The organism is Enterobacter sp. BNK-16 (assembly GCF_048684955.1).
Lineage (GTDB): Bacteria > Pseudomonadota > Gammaproteobacteria > Enterobacterales > Enterobacteriaceae > Enterobacter > Enterobacter bugandensis.
In genome coordinates this window covers 21,942-39,866 of sequence record NZ_JBLQTQ010000001.1, presented here as the reverse complement: position 1 = coordinate 39,866, position 17,925 = coordinate 21,942, and the positions used below count along the sequence as shown (strand labels likewise).

Genomic DNA, 17,925 nt, shown 5'->3' with positions numbered 1-17,925 from the left:
GGTGGCTTTAGGAAAAAACTGTAATGAGATCAAAGTACCCAGGTAAGCGCTTCCTTGCTTGAGGATCACCCGAAGGATAAAAAACCTATTTCTATGAGGGCTGCAAGGGTCAGCAGAATAAAGAAAATAACGACCATGGGTCTGTACATTTTAAGGCTCCATCCTTGTGTGATGTCTTGTCCAGCGTACGGGATACATCGTTAAGCCATCCCCGGCACGACATATCCCCTGAGTGAATTGTGTCCGTTTTTACTTTTCCATGGGAGGAGGGCGGTGTCGTTGATGTTTATCAAAGGGCAGCGGCAGGGTAAGGAAAATCTGCATGAAAGTTACTGGCCTTGTTAGCGTTGAACGCTGTGCGTTGCCGCTGGCTGTCGCCACTGGCGGACGTGCTCGATCAGGGCTCTTAGCTTGGGCGCCATATTGTGACGCTGGGGGAAATAGAGATAAAAGCCTGGAAAAGACGGAAGAAACGTATCCAGCAGGGCAACAAGCTGCCCCGTTTCAATATACGGAGTGAATGTATCCTCCGTGGCTAAGGTTATGCCGCCGCCGGCCAGTGCCAGGCTGAGCATAAGGCGCAGATCGTTTGTGGTGATCTGCGGTTCAATCGCCACATCGAAAGGAACGCCCGCCTCCTCAAATTCCCAGCGATAGGGGGCAACGTCCGGGGCTGGACGCCAGCCGATACACCGGTGAGCCACCAGCTCGCGGGGGTGCTCAGGTACGCCGTGAGTCGCCAGATAGGACGGTGAAGCCACCACCCTCTCACGCTGCTGACCCGTAAGGGGAACGGCGATCATGTCTTTTTCAATAACTTCACCCAGCCTTACCCCGGCGTCATAGCCCGCCGCCACGATATCGAACTCCTCGTCCGACACGAAGATATCAAGCGATACCGCAGGATGCGCAGCCGCAAACGAAGCGAGCAGCGGGCCAGAGAGAAACGCTTCCGCGATTGAGGTGACCGCTATTCTGAGCTGGCCGCGCGGTGTGCTGTCCGACGCGACGTCTTCAAATGCCGCTTCAATATTGGCGATGGGAGCCTGCAACGATTTACGCAGCCGTTCCCCTGCTTCAGTGAGGCTTACCGAGCGCGTGGTGCGCATCACCAGCAGGGTTTGAAAACCATCTTCAAGACGCCTAATCCCCTGGCTGACAGCGGAGCGGGTTATGCCCAGCCGCGCGGCGGCAGCGCTAAAGCTGCGCTCCTCGGCGACCGCCAGAAAAACGGGTAACAGATTGAGATCGATTTTCATTGTTTAACATTGCTAACCAGTGAGTCCAGTAAATGCAGGATACAAGAAACAATGGTGAGTATCTATTATCACGTTGAACTCAACGTAAGGAGCAAAATATGAACAAAGCTATCTTAATTACCGGTGCATCAAGCGGTATCGGAGAAGGTATTGCCAGAGAGTTAGGCAAGGCAGGCGCGAACGTTTTCCTGGGCGCTCGCAGGCTGGATCGCATCAACGCCCTGGCTGCTGAAATCCGCAGTGCAGGGGGGAAGCAGAGGCCGCAGTCTTAGACGTTACCAGCCGCCAGTCGATGGCTGACTTCGTACAGGCAGCGCGTGAAAAGTGGGGCCGCATTGACGTGCTGATTAACAACGCGGGCATCATGCCTCTTTCTCCGCTTTCGGCAGGCAAGCAGGATGAGTGGGAGCGCACCATTGACGTGAATATCAAGGGCGTGCTGTGGGGGATAGGCGCCGTGCTGCCGATTATGGAAGCCCAGGGCTCGGGACAAATCATTAATATCGGCTCGATTGGTGCCTTGTCCGTGGTGCCCACGGCTGCCGTCTACTGTGCCACCAAATTCGCCGTACGGGCGATTTCGGATGGTTTACGTCAGGAAAGTTCGAACATCCGCGTGACCTGCGTTAACCCTGGGGTAGTGGAAAGCGAACTGGCCTCGACCATTACGCACCCGGAAACTATGGCGGCGATGGACGCGTACCGTGCTATTGCCCTCAAACCTGCTGATATCGCCCGCGCTGTGCGCCACATCATCGAGGCGCCTGAGAGTGTCGATACAACAGAAATTACGATCAGACCGACGGCATCTGCGAACTAACGTTGCGGATGAAAATTAGCGGGTCAGGCCGTTGCCTGACCCGCTTTACTTTCTTACCACGGCTGCTCGGTCGGCATAATAAACAGCTCTGCCACATCCACATGTTCCGGTGCCTGCAGCACGTAAACAATCGAGTCGGCGATATCATCGGCTTTCAGGAACGTCATCTTCTCCTTCAGCTGTTCCATCTGCGCACGATAATTTTCGTCACTGATATGCTCGAATAATTCACTTTCTACGGCACCCGGCTGGAGTGAGGTGACGCGAATGTTGAACTGCGGCGCCACTTCCATACGCAAAATATCCGAGAAGGCGGCAACGGCGTGCTTCGTTGCACAGTACACCCCAAGCCCGGGGAACGTTTTGCGCCCAGCGATCGACGAGGTATTGATGATGTGACCAGACCGCTGCGACTGCATAATCGGTAGTACGGCCGCTACGGTGTTAAAGAGGCCTTTTACGTTCACGTCTACCATTTGGTGCCATTCATCGACTTTGAGGCTGGCAATATCAGAGATCGGCATCAGCCCGGCGTTATTGAAGGCGATATCAATGTGGCCATAGCGTTTATGCAGTGTCGCGACCCCTTCATTAACCGAGGCCGGGTCAGTGACGTCCATAACCAGCGCAATGGCTTCACCGCCAGCAGCCTCAATGTCAGAGACCAGCGCCTGCAGGCGATCCAGGCGGCGGGCGGCGAGACCGACCCTGACGCCCTGTTTCGCTAATTTTCTTGCCGTGGCGGCCCCAATCCCGCTTGAAGCACCGGTGATGAGAGCGACTTTATCTTTAAGTTCCATAACTGATCCTCGTGAGAGTTAATTTCAACGCTTCAGAAAGAACGTCTGAAGTACGGGTCAATAATGGATGTTTCAGGCGGTGGCTTCGCTCGGGCTTTTGCTCAAACTGTCGGACTTTTGCTGCGAACGATATCGCTGCGATAGTGCGAGGGCGTCACGCCGTTATGCCTGAGGAAGACGGCAGCAAAATGGCTGGGGCTGGTGTATCCCACGTTCAGGGCAATATTGATAATGGAATCATTGGTTTCCGACAGCATGCGACGCGCTTCCTCCATGCGTAGCCGGATAAAATAGTGGGAGGGCGAAAGCCCGGTCGACTGTTTGAAGGCGCGGCTAAAATGGTATTCGCTGAGATCGGTCAGCTTAGCCAGCCGTGCCAGGTCAAACGGCTGGGCCAACCCTTCCCGCATTGCCGTAAAGACCCGGTGCAGTTTAAATGCCTGCAGACCTCCCCGGTGTCGTTTCGTATGCGTGCCGTAGGTGCGAACCAGGTGTACCGTCAGCGCTTGGGCAATCCCCTGGATAAAGGGGCCGCTTGGGGGAGTTTGCAGATACAGCTCCTGGCGTATCTGCTCCAGCAGCGCGGATAGCGTTTCGTCGCGCGCGCCGGAGACTTCCCGCAGTTCACACTCCTGCATCATGGCCACGCCGATATACACATGCATGACGACGAACGGTTTATCTGGCTCGGCTTGCCACCGCATTTCAGTGGGAGAGGCCGCCGTCGTGAGAAAGAAATCGCCTGCGGTAACGCGGTTTGCTAACCACGCCTCGCCGGGGGAACGCTCCTCAACAACGGCTTGACCAGAAAGGATCCAGACGATAAAGGGCTCCGGAACCGCCGGAATAATGACGTTTTCCTGGACTTGTCTGCGGGCCAGAATTTGAACGAATACATCCCGGGAAGATTGCGCCCGATGCTCCCGGAGCAGCTTGCCGGGAAGGTATTCTTCAAACGTCTCTGCGGAAGTTCGCTGAGTCATCGTTAGCGTTGCCTTTTACTATGCCAGTTGCACCAGATTTACCCCCGGAAGAGGCCCTCCAGGGAATTGTTGTAGCGTCCCGCCGATCTCAAGACTGCCTAAATCAATGCTTGCGAAGCCCAGTTGCCCGGCTAACGCTTTCACTTCCGCCTTCGCCTCTGCATCGTCTCCGGAGATAAAGACGACACGATGGCCACCCGCTTGCGCCGGATCCTGAGCCAGCACCCCTGCAAGAAGGGTATTGAAAGCTTTGACGACGCGTGCCCCTGGCGCCCACTGGGTCACAAGCTGGCTTGAGTTTTTTCCACCCAGTTCTGCCAGTTTATAGCCGGGCAAAAGTACCGGGTTCGTGGCGTCAATCAGGATGCGTCCATTCCAGGTAATTCCGCTTAACGCGGCTTCGGTTTTGTCCCAGTTAGTGCTGACAAAAACGATGTCAGCTTCAGCGGCCTGTTGTGCGGTGCCTGCGCTAGCCCCGCGGCCCAGTCCTTCAACCACATCAGACAGGCTTTCCGGCCCGCGGCTGTTGCTCAGAATAACGTTCATGCCCGCATTTACCAGCTGTTTCGCAAAGGCTTGCCCAATTGCACCAGCGCCGATAATACCTACAGTTGTTGTTTTCATGCTTAATTTCCTTCAGGAAGAGTAGTGAACATGCGTAGAGAGTAATAATCTTCGTCCTATCTGAATAGCCTATATAATTAGATGGATTCCATCTGCCGGAGCGATACATGCTGGACGGTATGTCTGTTGATCAACTGCGCACATTTATTGCCGCCGCTGATGAGGGAAGTTTTTCGGCCGCCGGGCGTAAACTGCGGCGCGCGCAGTCGGTTGTCAGCGCGACGCTGGCCAATCTTGAGGCGCAGGTCGGATTCCCATTATTCGATCGCTCGGGGCGATATCCGAAACTGACGGAGGCGGGCGTCGCGATGCTGGAAGCGGCACGCCTTGCCGCTGCCGGGATGGACGCCTTCAAGGCTAAGGCGCGCACCTTAGCCGAAGGGCTGGAGCCTGAACTGGCGGTCTCCGTCGATGTGATGTTTCCTGTTGCGCAGCTCACCGCTGCGGTGCAGGCATTTCATCAGGTATTTCCCGACACGCCGCTGCGTTTGTATGTGGAAGCATTAGGGGCGGTTCTCCAGCCTCTGCTGGACGGCCACTGTCGGGTGGCGATTATCGGCTCGCTGCCGCATATTCCGGCTGGATGCACCTCTGAATTCCTTCTCAACGTGCCAGCCGTGGCCGTTGTCTCTCCTGAACATCTGCTGGCTAGCCTGCCAGGGCCGATCCTTCGCTCGCTTTTAGCGGAACACGTCCAACTGGTGCTGGCCGATCGTTCGTCGCTTACCGTGGGCCGGAGCTTTGGCGTGATGTCGTCAAAAACCTGGCATTTGGCCGATATGGGCGCGAAGCACGCTTTCCTGCGTGCCGGGCTTGGTTGGGGTTATATGCCGCTGCCAGTGGTTGAGGAGGATCTTGCGACGGGTAAATTGGTCACGTTGAATTTGCAGATGCAGCCTGACGTCGGACCGGGTTTTGCCATGCAGGCCGTGCATTTAGAAGAGCATCCTCCGGGCCCGGCTGGCCGCTGGTTCATTAATAAGCTCAGAATGCAGGTTAGCGCAGCTGGTTTACAACAGATCTGACTGGTCTGCGAATCCAGACTACGCTTGCTAAAAAATGGTCGTCTGAATTTCGGTTGTGACGTTCATACTGAATGCTTAGATTCATTTTCAATCTATTGAGAGGAAATGAATATGAATTTTGCAGAACTCCACAACCAGGATCAGCCCCTGCTTATCGCTAACGTTTGGGACGCTGCCAGTGCTGTCGCAGCGCAAGAAGCAGGCTATCAGGCACTGGGAACGTCCAGTGCAGCAATAGCGTCCATGCTGGGATATGAAGACGGGCAGGGAATGCCGTTTGATGCGTTATTTTATGTGGTCACCCGTATCCGGGCTGTCAGCAGCCTGCCATTGAGCGTTGACATGGAAGCAGGATATGGTGATTCAGCCGAAGAGATAGTCGCTAATCTCAGGCGCCTTGCTCAGACAGGCGTAGCAGGCGTTAACCTTGAAGACAGCAGAGTCATTAATGGTAAGCGTCAGCTTGACGATATCTCTGATTTTTCCCGTAATCTGAGAACAGTATGCAATGCGCTGAGAAGTGAAAACTGTAGCCTGTTTCTGAACATTCGTACTGACACTTACCTGCTCGGGCATGATGACGCATTGCAGGAGACGATATTACGGGGTCAGAGCTATAAAGCCGCAGGTGCTGATGGCCTTTTTGTTCCCTGTCTTACGTCAGAGAAAGACATCAGCCTCATTGCAGAGGCAACGGGTCTGCCTCTGAACGTCATGTGTATGCCCGATCTTCCGTCGTTCGACAGGCTGAAACGTGCCGGGGTAAACCGCATTTCAATGGGCAATTTTGTTCATTCAGCCATGCAGTCAACGCTGTGTGATGTAATGCATGCGATTCGAACTCGTCAGTCATTTGCAGGACTTTTTAGCGATGAAAATAACCGATAAGAATTTGTGTGATATCTGGTATCAGGCATTACTCGAACGAGATTCAGAATATACCGGCGTATTTTTTGTTGGCGTCAAAACTACTGGCGTATTCTGCATTTCGGTATGCCGGGCGCGAAAGCCCAGGCGCGAAAATGTTGAATTTTATAAAGATGCCAAATCCGCCCTGGCGGACGGCTTTCGTCCCTGTAAGGTCTGCAGACCCGCTGAAAATGCGCACAGCGCGCCATTATTTGTTGAACAGGCGCTTGCGCTTGTCAGGCGCGATATTAAATCCCGTGTGGCTGACGCGCAGCTTCGCCAGCACGGAATCAGTCCGGAGCGGGTAAGACGCTGGTTCCTGCAACATCACGGCATCACTTTCCAGGCTTTCCAGCGAATGCAGCGGGTGAACGTTGCCCTGCAGGAGCTAAAAAGCGGACGAGCGGCTACTGACGTTGCGCTGGACAATGGCTATGAATCCCTGAGCGGGTTTGGTTACATCTACAAGCGGCTTACTGGCGCAGCGCCGACTCAGGCAACCGAGGTGATTGTCATTCATCGGTTTACCACTACGCTTGGGCCTATGTTTGTCTGCGCGACTGAGCGGGGAGTGTGTCTGCTGGAGTTTACCGATCGCCGGATGTTAGAAACGGAATTCCGCGATATCCAGCGTTTATTTAACGCCAGAATTGTCACCGGAGAAAACAGCCATACCCGGCAGACAGTAAAAGAAATCAGCGAGTATTTTGCCGGAACTCGCCGACAGTTTGAGCTCTCTGTGGATGCCCCGGGCAGTGATTTTCAGCAATCCGTCTGGCATGAGTTGCGTGCAGTTCCTTATGGACAGACTTCGCACTATCAGGCCATTTCGCTAGGGATGAATAAGCCTAATGCCGTGCGCGCCGTCGCTGCAGCTAATGGTGCAAACCGGATTGCGATTGTGATCCCTTGTCACAGGATAATTGGCAAAGATGGAAAGATGACGGGTTACGGCGGTGGTATTTCGCGCAAAGAATGGCTCATTGAGCATGAGCGAAACAATGTTTGATGGCGTAATGTTCCATTGTTGCCGGAATATTTTACGAACTTTGCGGGATAAAGTGCAGACACAAAAAAGCCCGCAGGGCTTGCGCCGTGCGGGCTCTTAGGACTTCATCGGATGACTCTGGTAATCACCGATGGAGAATTTTGGTGGAGCTGGCGGGAGTTGAACCCGCGTCCGAAATTTCTACATCCTCGGTACTACATGCTTAGTTTGTCTTTACATTCGCACGCCAGCTGCGGACAGACACGCCACTAACGAACTAGCCTGATTAGTTTTAACGCTTCAACCCCAGGCAGGGCTTCCACGCGATCTCTTTTGGGTTTGACCTCTCTTTGATCCCCGTCTTAAGAGCGGAAGCTAGGGAGAGAGGGCTCAGAGCAGGTTATTAAGCTGCTAAAGCGTAGTTTTCGTCGTTTGCGACTATTTTTTTGCGGCTTTTAACGAGGCAAACCGCCCCTCGGCATGCACCTTGGGTTTCGCAAATCCCGTCGAATCCAGAATCAGCCCCAATAGTGTTGAACTAAGTATACCAGACTTCACTTCCTGGATACCAGCCCGGAACGCTAACTTATTGAATAGTACAATAAGTGTGCAGAATCAACGTCCTGCGTTTTTCATGATGCGCGCTTTATCCAACTGCCACTCGCGTTCTTTCAGGTCAGTACGTTTGTCGTGCTGTTTTTTACCTTTCGCGACGCCAATTTTCACTTTGCACCAGGCATTTTTCCAGTACAGTGACAGGGCGACCACGGTGAAACCTTCACGGTTGATGCGTCCGTAGAGGGATTCCAGCTCACGCTTGTTCAGCAGCAGCTTACGGGTGCGCGTTGGGTCACATACGTAGTGCGACGAGGCGACGGTCAGCGGCGTAAAGTTCGCGCCGAACAGGAAGGCTTCGCCATCTTTAAGGATCACGTAGCTGTCGCCGATGTTGGCTTTCCCGGCGCGCAGCGATTTTACTTCCCAGCCCTGCAACGCAAGGCCAGCTTCGAATTCTTCTTCAATGAAATACTCGTGGCGAGCACGCTTGTTGAGCGCAATGGTCGCCGAGCCTGGTTTATGTGCTTTTTTCTTCGTCATAAGTGTCGTAAAGCCGTCGGTAATCTGATTTCAAAAAGTCACCTCATTGCGTCCTGTGAGGTCTAACGCGCTATCTTAGCACGAGATGAGGCTTAGCGTTTTTTTAACAGGTGATAAATGTTATTATTTGTCCGTTGTGTGACCATGGAAAATGCTATGCCTCAGATTAGCCGTACTGCGCTCGTTCCTTACAGCGCGGAACAAATGTATCAGTTAGTGAACGATGTTCAGTCTTATCCAGAGTTTATCCCGGGATGTACCGGGAGCCGCGTTCTGGAGTCTGGCCCGACGCAGATGACTGCGGCGGTGGATGTCTCCAAAGCGGGGATCAGCAAGACGTTCACCACCCGCAATACGCTGACTAACAATCAGAGTATTTTGATGCATCTGGTGGATGGTCCATTTAAAACCCTGATGGGTGGCTGGAAGTTTACGCCACTGAGCGCTGACGCCTGCCGCATTGAGTTCCATCTGGACTTTGAGTTCACCAATAAGCTAATTGAGCTGGCGTTTGGCCGCATCTTTAAAGAGCTGGCGTCAAATATGGTTCAGGCGTTTACCACCCGCGCCAAAGAGGTTTACAGTGTCGCATAAGATTGCTGTAGAGGTGGTCTACGCGCTGCCGGAGAAGCAGTACCTACAGCGTGTAATGCTGGAAGAGGGGGCAACCGTAGAGGCGGCTATCCGCGCGTCCGGCATCCTTGAGCTTCGCAGAGATATCGACCTGGCGAAGAACAAGGTCGGGATTTACAGCCGTCCGGTGAAGCTGGGCGACGTGTTGAAAGAGGGCGATCGGGTGGAGATTTATCGTCCTCTGATTGCCGACCCGAAAGAGCTGCGTCGCCAGCGTGCGGAGAAGGCGGGTAAGTAGCGCTTCTTCCCCTCACCCTGTTCCTCTTCCCAAAGGGGGGAAGGGATAAAGAAAAACAAAAAAGGTGCTCGTTGAGCACCTTTTTGCATTTCTGGCTTTTGATTATTTTGTCAGGGCAGGTTTGTTGTCGATGTTGGTCAACACACCGGCGCTGCTGAAGGTCAGCGTCAGGGTCTGCTGGGTCACGCTTTCGTGGCCAGGCTGCTGACGGAATACATAGAACCAGGTGTTAGTGCCGAACGGATCGGTCATCATCGGGGTTCCCAGTGCATAAGCGACCTGCTGTTGTGTCATCCCCACGCGGATTTTGGACACATCGTTAGGGGTAAGGTAGTTCCCCTGGTTGATGTCAGGACGGTAAACCACTTTCTCCAGAGTGGAACAGCCTGCGGTCAACATCAGAAGAACCGCTGCGGCAGCGGTCAGCATTTTACAACGCATAGTGATTTGATTCCTTTTCGGGCCCGAGCAGAACGCGGCTCATATGTAATATGCCGATGATAATAGACCTTGCCCCACTTTGAAACCGGTCTGGCGGCGTTTTTGTTGTTCTGTATGACCCTGAGATCCCGAAAAAGTTTATGCCGCCAGCAGTTCTTTCGCGTTCGCGAGCGTGTTACGCGTGACTTCACTGCCGCCGAGCAGTCGTGCCAGCTCCTGAAGACGCGCGCGTTTATCCAGCGGCTTCATGTGCGTTTCGGTCATTTCGCCGTCGGTTTCTTTACTGACAATAAAGTGATGATGACCACAGCCCGCGACCTGCGGCAGGTGGGTGACACACATCACCTGCGTTGACTCACCTAGCTGGCGCAGCAGTTTACCCACCACTGCCGCCGTTGGGCCGCTGATGCCGACATCCACTTCATCGAAAATCAGCGCCGGGGTTTCCATTTTACGTGCGGTAATCACCTGAATCGCCAGCGCAATACGCGACAGTTCACCGCCGGATGCCACTTTGGAGATTGCCTGCAGCGGCTGCCCCGGGTTGGTGGTGACGCGGAACTCGATGCGATCCGCCCCTTCTGCCGTCAGGTGGTTCTCTTCAAAACGGACATCAATAGTGAATACACCGTGCGGCATCGCCAGCGTGTGCATGCTGTCGGTGATGTGCTGGCTTAGCTCCTGAGCGTAATGTTGACGGATCTCATGCAGTTTTTTCGCCGTGGTCAGCGCCTGCTGATGATGCAGGTTCACGGCCAGAGAGAGGGTTTCCTGCGAATCCGCCTGATCGTCAAGCTGCTGCTGTTCTTCGAGCAGAGACTGATAATAGCCTGGTAGTTCTTCCGGCGTGACATGGTGCTTGCGCGCCAGTGAAATCTGACGAGAAAGGCGCTGCTCCAGCTCAAACAGGCGGTTCGGGTCGAGGTCCAGCCGTTCACAATAATAACGCAGTTCGTCACTGGCTTCTGAGATTTGAATCGCGGCCTCTTCCAGCATATCCAGTACGCCAGAAAGCTTACTGTCCATGCCGGCCAGTTCGGTGACCAGTTGACGGACATTGTACAGCTGGCTCTGCAGGTTAACGTCTTCGCCATCTGCCAGCATGTTGAGGGCATTCTGGCTGGTTGAGAGCAGGTGGCCGCTGTTGGCGAGGCGCTTGTACTCTTCGTCAATTTGTTCAAACTCACCCGCCTGCGGGTTGAATTCGTTCAGCTCTTTAAGCTGGTACGCCAGCAGCTCCGCACGCGCGGCGCGCTCCTGGCTTTGCTGCTGGTGCTGGGCGAGCTCGCGGCAGCTCTGATGCCACTGGCGGTAGTGCTCCGCCATAAGCTGAGTAAGCGCGTACTCACCCGCATAGCCATCAAGCAGGGCTTTCTGCTGTTCTGGTTTGACGAGTTGCTGATGCGCGTGCTGACCGTGGATCTGGATAAGGAGCTGGCCGAGTTCGCGGAGCTGGGAGAGCGGGACTGCCGTGCCGTTGATAAAGCCACGGGAGCGCCCGTCGCTGCTGATCACGCGGCGAAGTAAACACTCACGTCCATCTTCGAGCTGATTTTGTTCCAGCCAGCGCAGGGCTGCAGGGGTATCTTTCAGGGAGAAACGAGCGCAAAGATCGGCACGGTTTGCGCCCATGCGCACCATGTCGCCTTCTGCACGGCCGCCAAGGCACAAGCCGAGGGCATCAATGGCAATGGATTTACCCGCACCGGTTTCGCCGGTGATCGCCGTCATGCCGCTGTGGAAATCGATCTCAAGCTCACGAACAATGGCAAAGTTGCTGATGGTCAGTTGTGCCAGCATAATTGTTTTCCTGTATGAAAAACCATAACTGTGTTTTCATACAGTATAAACTGGTTTTTTATACAGTAAAGTACTGGATGCAAAATCAGAACAATTTTTTTGACCAGCCAAGCTTCGAGCTTAATGTGTTGAAATAGCTGTAATCTTTCGGGTGAATCAAATTCAGGTGGTAATCACACCGGCGAATAAGAACATCTTCACCTTCCTGGATTGGCAGCGCGATCTGGCTGTCGCAGCTGATCTCCAGGTCGTTACGGCGGTGCGAGAAGCGCAGACGTATCGTACTGTCGCCGTTAATCACCAGCGGGCGCGCGGAGAGCGTGTGCGGGAACATCGGCACTAGCGTAATAGCATCCAGAGAGGGCGTCAGGATCGGGCCGCCCGCAGAAAGCGAGTAGGCGGTTGAGCCGGTCGGGGTGGAGATAATCAACCCGTCAGAACGCTGGGAAAAGGCAAAGATTTCGTCGATATAAACTTCGAACTCAATCATGTGTGCCACTTTGCCGGGATGAAGCACCACCTCGTTAATCGCGGTGCTGATGCGCTTCTGACAGTCCTGCTGGCACACCTGCGCTTCCAGTAAAAAGCGTTTTTCGCTGATATAATGACCTTCAAGCACGTCGGCCAGCTGTTGCTGCGCGTTGTCCGGGTCGAGGTCGGTTAAAAAGCCGAGATTGCCGCGGTTGATACCGATGACCTTGATGTCATAACGCGCCAGCGTGCGTGCCGCGCCGAGCATGTTGCCATCGCCGCCCACCACCACGGCGAGATCGGCCTGTTGGCCAATTTCCGCCAGCGTGCCGGTTTTGACGCTCTTCAGCTGCAGTTCCTGCGCAATTTGCTGCTCGACCATCACTTCATAGCCTTTGCTACACAACCAGCGATACAACATTTCATGTGTCGTCAATGCGGTAGGGTGACGCGGATGCCCGACGATCCCAATACACCTGAAATGATTATTCATTTTCTGGAGGTCCTTGTGCCTGATGAATGATGACAATCTCTCTTGTTCCCTTGAATCCAGGAAACTGATCCCCATAATAAGCGAAGTTAGCGAGATGAATGCAGAAAAACGCGGAGAAATTCATGAGTAGTAAAGAACAGAAAACGCCTGAGGGGCAAGCCCCTGAAGAAATTATCACGGAACAGCACGATGAAGTTGAGGCTGTAGAGCCAGACGCATCTGCTGAGCAGGTGGACCCGCGCGATGAAAAAATTGCGAATCTGGAAGCCCAACTGGTAGAAGCACAGAATCGCGAACGCGACACCGTTCTGCGCATCAAGGCGGAAATGGAAAACCTGCGTCGTCGTACCGAGCAGGACGTTGAGAAGGCGCATAAATTTGCGCTGGAGAAATTCGTCAACGAACTGCTGCCGGTGATCGATAGCCTTGACCGCGCGCTGGAAGTGGCTGACAAAGCGAATCCGGACAACGCGGCGATGATCGAAGGTATCGAACTGACGCTGAAATCCATGCTCGACGTCGTGCGTAAGTTTGGCGTGGAAGTGATTGCGGATACCGATGTGCCGCTGGATCCAAACGTTCACCAGGCCATTGCGATGGTGGAATCTGAAGAGATTGAAGCCGGTAAAGTGCTGGGCGTGATGCAGAAAGGTTACACCCTGAACGGCCGTACCATTCGTGCTGCGATGGTAACCGTGGCGAAAGCGAAAGCCTAATTTGCTACCTGTAGTGCCGGGTGGCGGTATTCGCCTTACCCGGCCTACGTTTTATTCAGCAATACTTTCCCGAAGTGGCGTAACGGGCAGCACCTTCACCTGCTTAATCATATTGTCCTGCACGTCCAGGATATCAATATCGTACTGCTCAATGCGCACCCGCGTGCCCGCCGCCGGGATCTCTTCCAGCGCTTCCAGAATCATCCCGTTCATGGTACGAGCTTCATCTTCCGGCAAATGCCAGTTAAAGGCTTTGTTGAGTTCACGGATGTTCGCGCTACCGTCAATCAGCACCGAACCGTCGTTCTGCGGAGTCACTTCCTCCGCGAGGGAAGGGGACATCGATGTGGTAAAGTCTCCGACAATCTCTTCCAGAATATCTTCGACCGTCACCAGGCCCTGAATATCGCCGTACTCGTTGACCACCAGGCCGACTTTTTTCTTGTTGCGCTGGAATTTAACCAGCTGCGTGCTGAGCGGCGTACCTTCCGGCACGTAGTAAATCTCGTCGGCGGCGCGCAGCATCACCTCTTTGGTGAACTCTTTTTTCTCGGTCATCAGACGGTAGGCTTCGCGCACGCGCAGCATGCTGATGGCGTCATCCAGCGAGTCGCGATAGAGCACGATGCGCCCATGCGGAGAGTGCGTCAGCTGGCGGACAATGGCTTTCCAGTCGTCGTTGATGTCGATACCGACAATTTCGTTACGCGGCACCATGATGTCGTTCACGCTTACCTTTTCCAGATCCAGCACCGACAGGAGCATATCCTGATTGCGCCGGGAGATCTGCGAGCGGGATTCGTTCACGATGGTGCGCAGCTCTTCTTTGCTAAGCGCGCTGCTGATAGTGACGTCGGCTTTGATCCCCACCATCCGCATCAAAACGCGCGTGACCATGTTCAGCAGCCAGACCAGCGGCATCATCAGGATCTGCAGCGGCGCCAGCAGGAAGCTGCTCGGGTAGGCCACCTTTTCCGGGTAAAGCGCGGCGATGGTTTTTGGCAGTACTTCGGCAAACACCAGCACCACAAACGTCAGCACGCCGGTGGCAATCGCGACCCCGGCATTGCCGTACAGGCGCATCCCAACGATGGTGCCGAGGGCTGAGGCCAGAATATTGACAAGGTTGTTGCCGATAAGCACCAGGCTTATCAGCCGATCCGGCTTGCGGAGCAGTTTTTCAACGCGGCGGGCGGCACGGTTACCCTGTTTAGCACGATGACGCAACCGGTAACGGTTTAAGGTCATCATGCCGGTTTCCGAGCCGGAGAAATAGGCGGAAATGACCACCATGACGATCAGGATAACGATCAGCGTGGTGGTAGAGATGTGTTCCAGGGGGAACTCCTTTTATAACTTAGCCAGCAAATTGCTGTATGAAGCGGCTGCCAAAATAGGCAAGGGTGAGAATGCCCGCACCCGCGACGTTGAACCAGACGACGCGACGACCGCGCCAGCCTTCATGATAATGGCCCCACAACAGGACAATATAGACAAACCACGCGATGATGGAGAGCACTGCTTTATCGATATTCTCCACGCTGAACAGGTTCTTCATGTAAAACAGGCCGGTGCAGAGCGTGAGCGTCAGCAGCACCACGCCTATTTGGGTGATGTGGAACATCTTACGCTCAATGACCATCAGCGGCGGCATTTCATGGTTGAACGCCAGCTTTTTGTTTTTCAACTGGTAATCAATCCAGGCGAGCTGCATGGCGTAAAGCGCGGCGATGATCAGCGTCGCATAGGCGAACAGCGACAGGCCGATGTGCACCAGCATCCCCGGCGTCGCCTCCAGATGCGTAATGAATTCATTAGGCATAAAGGTGGCTAAAGCCAGATTGATCAGCGCGAAGGTATAGACAATCGGCAGCAGCAGCCAGCCGCGATTTTTAGACGCGACGATGGTCATTACCGTACAGATCATCAGGCTGACCAGCGAGCCGACGTTGAGGACGCTCAGGTTTTGCACGCTGCCGTCGCCGGGAATAATGCGTGATTCCAGCGCAAACGCGTGGCTTATCAGTGCGATGACCGCCGAAAGAATAGCCATGCGCCGCCAGCCGCTGTTTTTTTGCAGCAGTCCGGGAATAATCAGCGCGAGGCTGACAGAGTAGGCAACAAGGGCGATCAGTGCGAAAACAGGCATATAGGCATCGACAGTTGTCTTAATAAGAAAGAGAAGCAGTATAACGTTACGTGACGCCTGCTCCAACCGTTGCATAACAACAAAGGCGCCTTCATGTTATACTCCGGCAAAATTCTGTGTATGTGTCGCTCAATGCGGCCCAACGTTTCTACTCAGGCGAGAGACAATGTTTGATAATTTAACCGATCGTTTGTCGCGCACGCTGCGCAACATCAGCGGCCGCGGACGCCTTACTGAAGAGAACATCAAGGAAACGCTGCGCGAAGTGCGCATGGCGCTGCTGGAAGCAGACGTGGCGTTGCCGGTTGTTCGTGATTTTATCAACCGCGTAAAAGAGAAGGCGGTTGGTCATGAAGTTAACAAGAGCCTGACCCCGGGTCAGGAGTTCGTCAAAATCGTTCGTAACGAACTGGTTTCGGCGATGGGCGAAGAGAACCAGGTGCTTAACCTGGCGGCTCAGCCGCCGGCCGTGGTGCTGATGGCGGGCCTGCAGGGTGCGGGTAAAACCACCAGCGTCGGTAAGCTGGGTAAATTCCTGCGCGAAAAGCACAAGAAGAAAGTGCTGGTGGTCTCTGCGGACGTCTATCGCCCGGCGGCGATCAAGCAGCTGGAAACGCTGGCCGAGCAGGTCGGCGTGGACTTCTTCCCGTCCGACGTTGCCCAGAAGCCTGTCGACATCGTTAACGCCGCGCTGAAAGAAGCGAAGCTGAAATTCTACGACGTGCTGCTGGTGGATACCGCCGGTCGTCTGCACGTTGACGAAGCGATGATGGACGAAATCAAGCAGGTGCACGCTTCTATCAACCCGGTAGAAACCCTGTTTGTTGTTGACGCCATGACCGGTCAGGATGCGGCAAATACCGCGAAAGCGTTTAACGAAGCGCTGCCGTTAACCGGCGTGGTGCTGACCAAAGTCGACGGCGACGCCCGCGGCGGTGCGGCGCTTTCCATTCGACATATCACCGGTAAGCCGATCAAGTTCCTCGGCGTGGGCGAGAAAACCGAAGCGCTGGAGCCGTTCCACCCGGACCGTATCGCCTCCCGTATCCTCGGCATGGGCGACGTGCTGTCGCTGATCGAAGATATCGAGAGCAAGGTCGACCGCGCGCAGGCTGAAAAGCTCGCCAGCAAGCTGAAAAAAGGCGACGGTTTCGATCTGACCGACTTCCTTGAGCAACTGCGTCAGATGAAAAACATGGGCGGCATGGCAAGCCTGATGGGCAAACTGCCGGGCATGGGCCAGATCCCTGACAACGTTAAATCCCAGATGGATGACAAAGTGCTGGTGCGTATGGAGGCGATCATTAACTCCATGACGCTGAAAGAACGAGCCAAGCCAGAAATCATCAAAGGTTCCCGTAAGCGCCGTATCGCTGCCGGTTGCGGCATGCAGGTGCAGGACGTTAACCGCCTTCTGAAACAGTTCGACGACATGCAGCGCATGATGAAGAAAATGAAGAAAGGCGGCATGGCGAAGATGATGCGCGGCATGAAAGGCATGATGCCTCCCGGTTTTCCAGGGCGTTAATCGCTTTTGAGATTGCTTTTTGCCCGAAAATGAGTAAAATTTTCGGGCTTTTAATATGACACCCGGGCTCCGTTCCTCGATGGGGCCCGGTTGTTTTATTCACACAAGAGGATGTTATGGTAACTATTCGTTTAGCACGTCACGGCGCTAAAAAGCGTCCGTTCTACCAGGTTGTTGTGACTGACAGCCGTAATGCACGCAATGGTCGCTTCATTGAGCGCGTTGGTTTCTTCAACCCACTGGCCTCTGGCGCAGAAGAAGAAACCCGTCTGGATCTGGATCGTATCGCTCACTGGGTTGGCCAGGGCGCTACTGTTTCCGATCGCGTTGCTACGCTGATCAAAGCAGCAAACAAAGCAGCTTAATCTGTCACGGTGGTCATGATGAGCAATAAAGCACCTGTTGAACCGATCGTATTGGGAAAAATGGGTTCTTGCTACGGTATCCGTGGTTGGCTCAGAGTGTTTTCCTCCACTGAAGACGCTGATAGCATTTTTGATTACCAGCCCTGGTTCATCCAGAAAGCCGGTAAGTGGGAAGAGGTCGAGCTGGAAAGCTGGCGTCACCACAATCAGGACATCATCATCAAGCTGAAAGGCATTGACGATCGTGATGCCGCGAATGCGCTGACTAATTGTGAAATTGTCGTGGATTCGTCGCAGTTGCCACAGCTGGAAGAGGGCGACTACTACTGGAAAGACCTTATGGGCTGCCAGGTAGTCACCACTGAAGGTTACAGCCTGGGGAAAGTCATCGATATGATGGAAACCGGGTCAAATGACGTTCTCGTCATTAAGGCAAACCTGAAAGATGCATTTGGCATCAAGGAGCGGCTGGTCCCGTTCCTCGATGGACAGGTTATCAAGAAAGTCGATCTCGCTACTCAAACCATTGAAGTAGATTGGGATCCTGGTTTTTAAATTCTCCGGATAAACGGTAAAAGACGGCGC

The 17,925-nt window shown here is 54.1% G+C and carries 19 protein-coding genes, 1 other RNA gene and 1 pseudogene; 10 read left to right on the top strand and 11 right to left on the bottom strand.

Going from position 1 to position 17,925, the window contains the following annotated elements; genetic code table 11:
• Positions 1–341: 341 nt before the first annotated feature.
• Positions 342–1,259 (bottom strand): LysR family transcriptional regulator, encoded by a 918-nt coding sequence (locus ACMGGH_RS00215; protein WP_049136901.1) that lies wholly within the window; start codon positions 1,257–1,259, stop codon positions 342–344.
• Positions 1,260–1,357: 98 nt separating this feature from the next.
• On the opposite strand from ACMGGH_RS00215, the pseudogene ACMGGH_RS00210 reads away from it, so the two are divergent.
• Positions 1,358–2,079 (top strand): annotated as a pseudogene (locus ACMGGH_RS00210) (SDR family oxidoreductase).
• A 53-nt stretch (positions 2,080–2,132) separates the two neighbouring features.
• Here ACMGGH_RS00210 and ACMGGH_RS00205 read toward each other — a convergent pair.
• From ACMGGH_RS00205 to ACMGGH_RS00195, 3 genes are all read right to left on the bottom strand, one after another.
• On the bottom strand, positions 2,133–2,879 hold the full coding sequence (locus ACMGGH_RS00205; RefSeq protein ID WP_232948880.1) for an SDR family oxidoreductase: 747 nt from the start codon (positions 2,877–2,879) through the stop codon (positions 2,133–2,135).
• 101 nt (positions 2,880–2,980) lie between these two features.
• Entirely contained in the window at positions 2,981–3,862 is an 882-nt protein-coding gene (locus tag ACMGGH_RS00200; RefSeq protein WP_063155574.1) for a helix-turn-helix domain-containing protein, read from the bottom strand.
• Positions 3,863–3,880: 18 nt separating this feature from the next.
• A complete protein-coding gene (locus ACMGGH_RS00195) occupies positions 3,881–4,486 on the bottom strand; it encodes an NADPH-dependent F420 reductase (protein WP_063155575.1) in 606 nt (201 codons plus the stop codon).
• A 119-nt stretch (positions 4,487–4,605) separates the two neighbouring features.
• On the opposite strand from ACMGGH_RS00195, the gene ACMGGH_RS00190 reads away from it, so the two are divergent.
• The 3 genes from ACMGGH_RS00190 (at position 4,606) to ACMGGH_RS00180 (ending at position 7,429) form a co-directional block, all read left to right on the top strand.
• The gene (locus ACMGGH_RS00190; protein ID WP_313900718.1) at positions 4,606–5,511 is read left to right on the top strand and encodes a LysR family transcriptional regulator; all 906 of its coding nucleotides are present in this window, start codon (positions 4,606–4,608) and stop codon (positions 5,509–5,511) included.
• A gap of 111 nt (positions 5,512–5,622) precedes the next feature.
• Positions 5,623–6,399: an isocitrate lyase/PEP mutase family protein gene (locus ACMGGH_RS00185; RefSeq protein WP_063155577.1), complete on the top strand. Its 777-nt coding sequence runs from the start codon at positions 5,623–5,625 to the stop codon at positions 6,397–6,399.
• Positions 6,383–7,429: a bifunctional transcriptional activator/DNA repair enzyme AdaA gene (locus ACMGGH_RS00180; protein WP_045631577.1), complete on the top strand. Its 1,047-nt coding sequence runs from the start codon at positions 6,383–6,385 to the stop codon at positions 7,427–7,429. The genes ACMGGH_RS00185 and ACMGGH_RS00180 overlap by 17 nt, the downstream gene beginning before the upstream one ends.
• Before the next feature lie 141 nt (positions 7,430–7,570).
• Here ACMGGH_RS00180 and ssrA read toward each other — a convergent pair.
• Both ssrA and smpB read right to left on the bottom strand, forming a co-directional pair.
• Positions 7,571–7,934: a transfer-messenger RNA gene (gene ssrA, locus ACMGGH_RS00175) on the bottom strand.
• Between the two features lie 89 nt (positions 7,935–8,023).
• Positions 8,024–8,506, bottom strand: coding sequence for an SsrA-binding protein SmpB (smpB, locus tag ACMGGH_RS00170; RefSeq protein ID WP_024908331.1), 483 nt, complete (start codon positions 8,504–8,506; stop codon positions 8,024–8,026).
• Positions 8,507–8,662: 156 nt separating this feature from the next.
• Between smpB and ACMGGH_RS00165 the strand changes: the two genes are divergently transcribed.
• Positions 8,663–9,100 carry a type II toxin-antitoxin system RatA family toxin gene (locus tag ACMGGH_RS00165; protein ID WP_008502504.1) on the top strand — a complete coding sequence of 146 codons (438 nt, stop codon included), beginning with the start codon at positions 8,663–8,665 and terminating at the stop codon, positions 9,098–9,100.
• Positions 9,090–9,377, top strand: a complete 288-nt coding sequence (locus tag ACMGGH_RS00160; RefSeq protein ID WP_126345014.1) for an RnfH family protein — start codon at positions 9,090–9,092, stop codon at positions 9,375–9,377. Before ACMGGH_RS00165 ends, ACMGGH_RS00160 begins: the two co-directional genes overlap by 11 nt.
• A 102-nt stretch (positions 9,378–9,479) precedes the next feature.
• Here ACMGGH_RS00160 and bamE read toward each other — a convergent pair whose 3' ends face one another.
• From bamE to nadK, 3 genes are all read right to left on the bottom strand, one after another.
• On the bottom strand, positions 9,480–9,818 hold the full coding sequence (gene bamE, locus ACMGGH_RS00155; protein ID WP_028014132.1) for an outer membrane protein assembly factor BamE: 339 nt from the start codon (positions 9,816–9,818) through the stop codon (positions 9,480–9,482).
• Positions 9,819–9,956: 138 nt separating this feature from the next.
• A complete protein-coding gene (gene recN / locus ACMGGH_RS00150; RefSeq protein WP_232948881.1) occupies positions 9,957–11,618 on the bottom strand; it encodes a DNA repair protein RecN in 1,662 nt (553 codons plus the stop codon).
• A gap of 85 nt (positions 11,619–11,703) precedes the next feature.
• On the bottom strand, positions 11,704–12,582 hold the full coding sequence (gene nadK, locus ACMGGH_RS00145; RefSeq protein ID WP_008502500.1) for an NAD(+) kinase: 879 nt from the start codon (positions 12,580–12,582) through the stop codon (positions 11,704–11,706).
• 122 nt (positions 12,583–12,704) lie between these two features.
• Between nadK and grpE the strand changes: the two genes are divergently transcribed.
• Positions 12,705–13,298 (top strand): nucleotide exchange factor GrpE, encoded by a 594-nt coding sequence (gene grpE, locus ACMGGH_RS00140; RefSeq protein ID WP_032644906.1) that lies wholly within the window; start codon positions 12,705–12,707, stop codon positions 13,296–13,298.
• Between the two features lie 51 nt (positions 13,299–13,349).
• Here grpE and ACMGGH_RS00135 read toward each other — a convergent pair whose 3' ends face one another.
• A complete protein-coding gene (locus tag ACMGGH_RS00135; protein WP_032644905.1) occupies positions 13,350–14,636 on the bottom strand; it encodes an HlyC/CorC family transporter in 1,287 nt (428 codons plus the stop codon).
• Positions 14,637–14,655: 19 nt separating this feature from the next.
• Positions 14,656–15,447: a cytochrome C assembly family protein gene (locus ACMGGH_RS00130; RefSeq protein ID WP_032645009.1), complete on the bottom strand. Its 792-nt coding sequence runs from the start codon at positions 15,445–15,447 to the stop codon at positions 14,656–14,658.
• Between the two features lie 166 nt (positions 15,448–15,613).
• On the opposite strand from ACMGGH_RS00130, the gene ffh reads away from it, so the two are divergent.
• From ffh to rimM, 3 genes are all read left to right on the top strand, one after another.
• Complete coding sequence (gene ffh / locus ACMGGH_RS00125) at positions 15,614–16,975, top strand: signal recognition particle protein (protein ID WP_003863132.1); 1,362 nt, start codon at positions 15,614–15,616, stop codon at positions 16,973–16,975.
• A gap of 116 nt (positions 16,976–17,091) precedes the next feature.
• Positions 17,092–17,340, top strand: a complete 249-nt coding sequence (gene rpsP, locus ACMGGH_RS00120; RefSeq protein WP_022649067.1) for a 30S ribosomal protein S16 — start codon at positions 17,092–17,094, stop codon at positions 17,338–17,340.
• Between the two features lie 15 nt (positions 17,341–17,355).
• On the top strand, positions 17,356–17,895 hold the full coding sequence (gene rimM, locus ACMGGH_RS00115) for a ribosome maturation factor RimM (RefSeq protein WP_028014127.1): 540 nt from the start codon (positions 17,356–17,358) through the stop codon (positions 17,893–17,895).
• Positions 17,896–17,925: the final 30 nt, after the last annotated feature.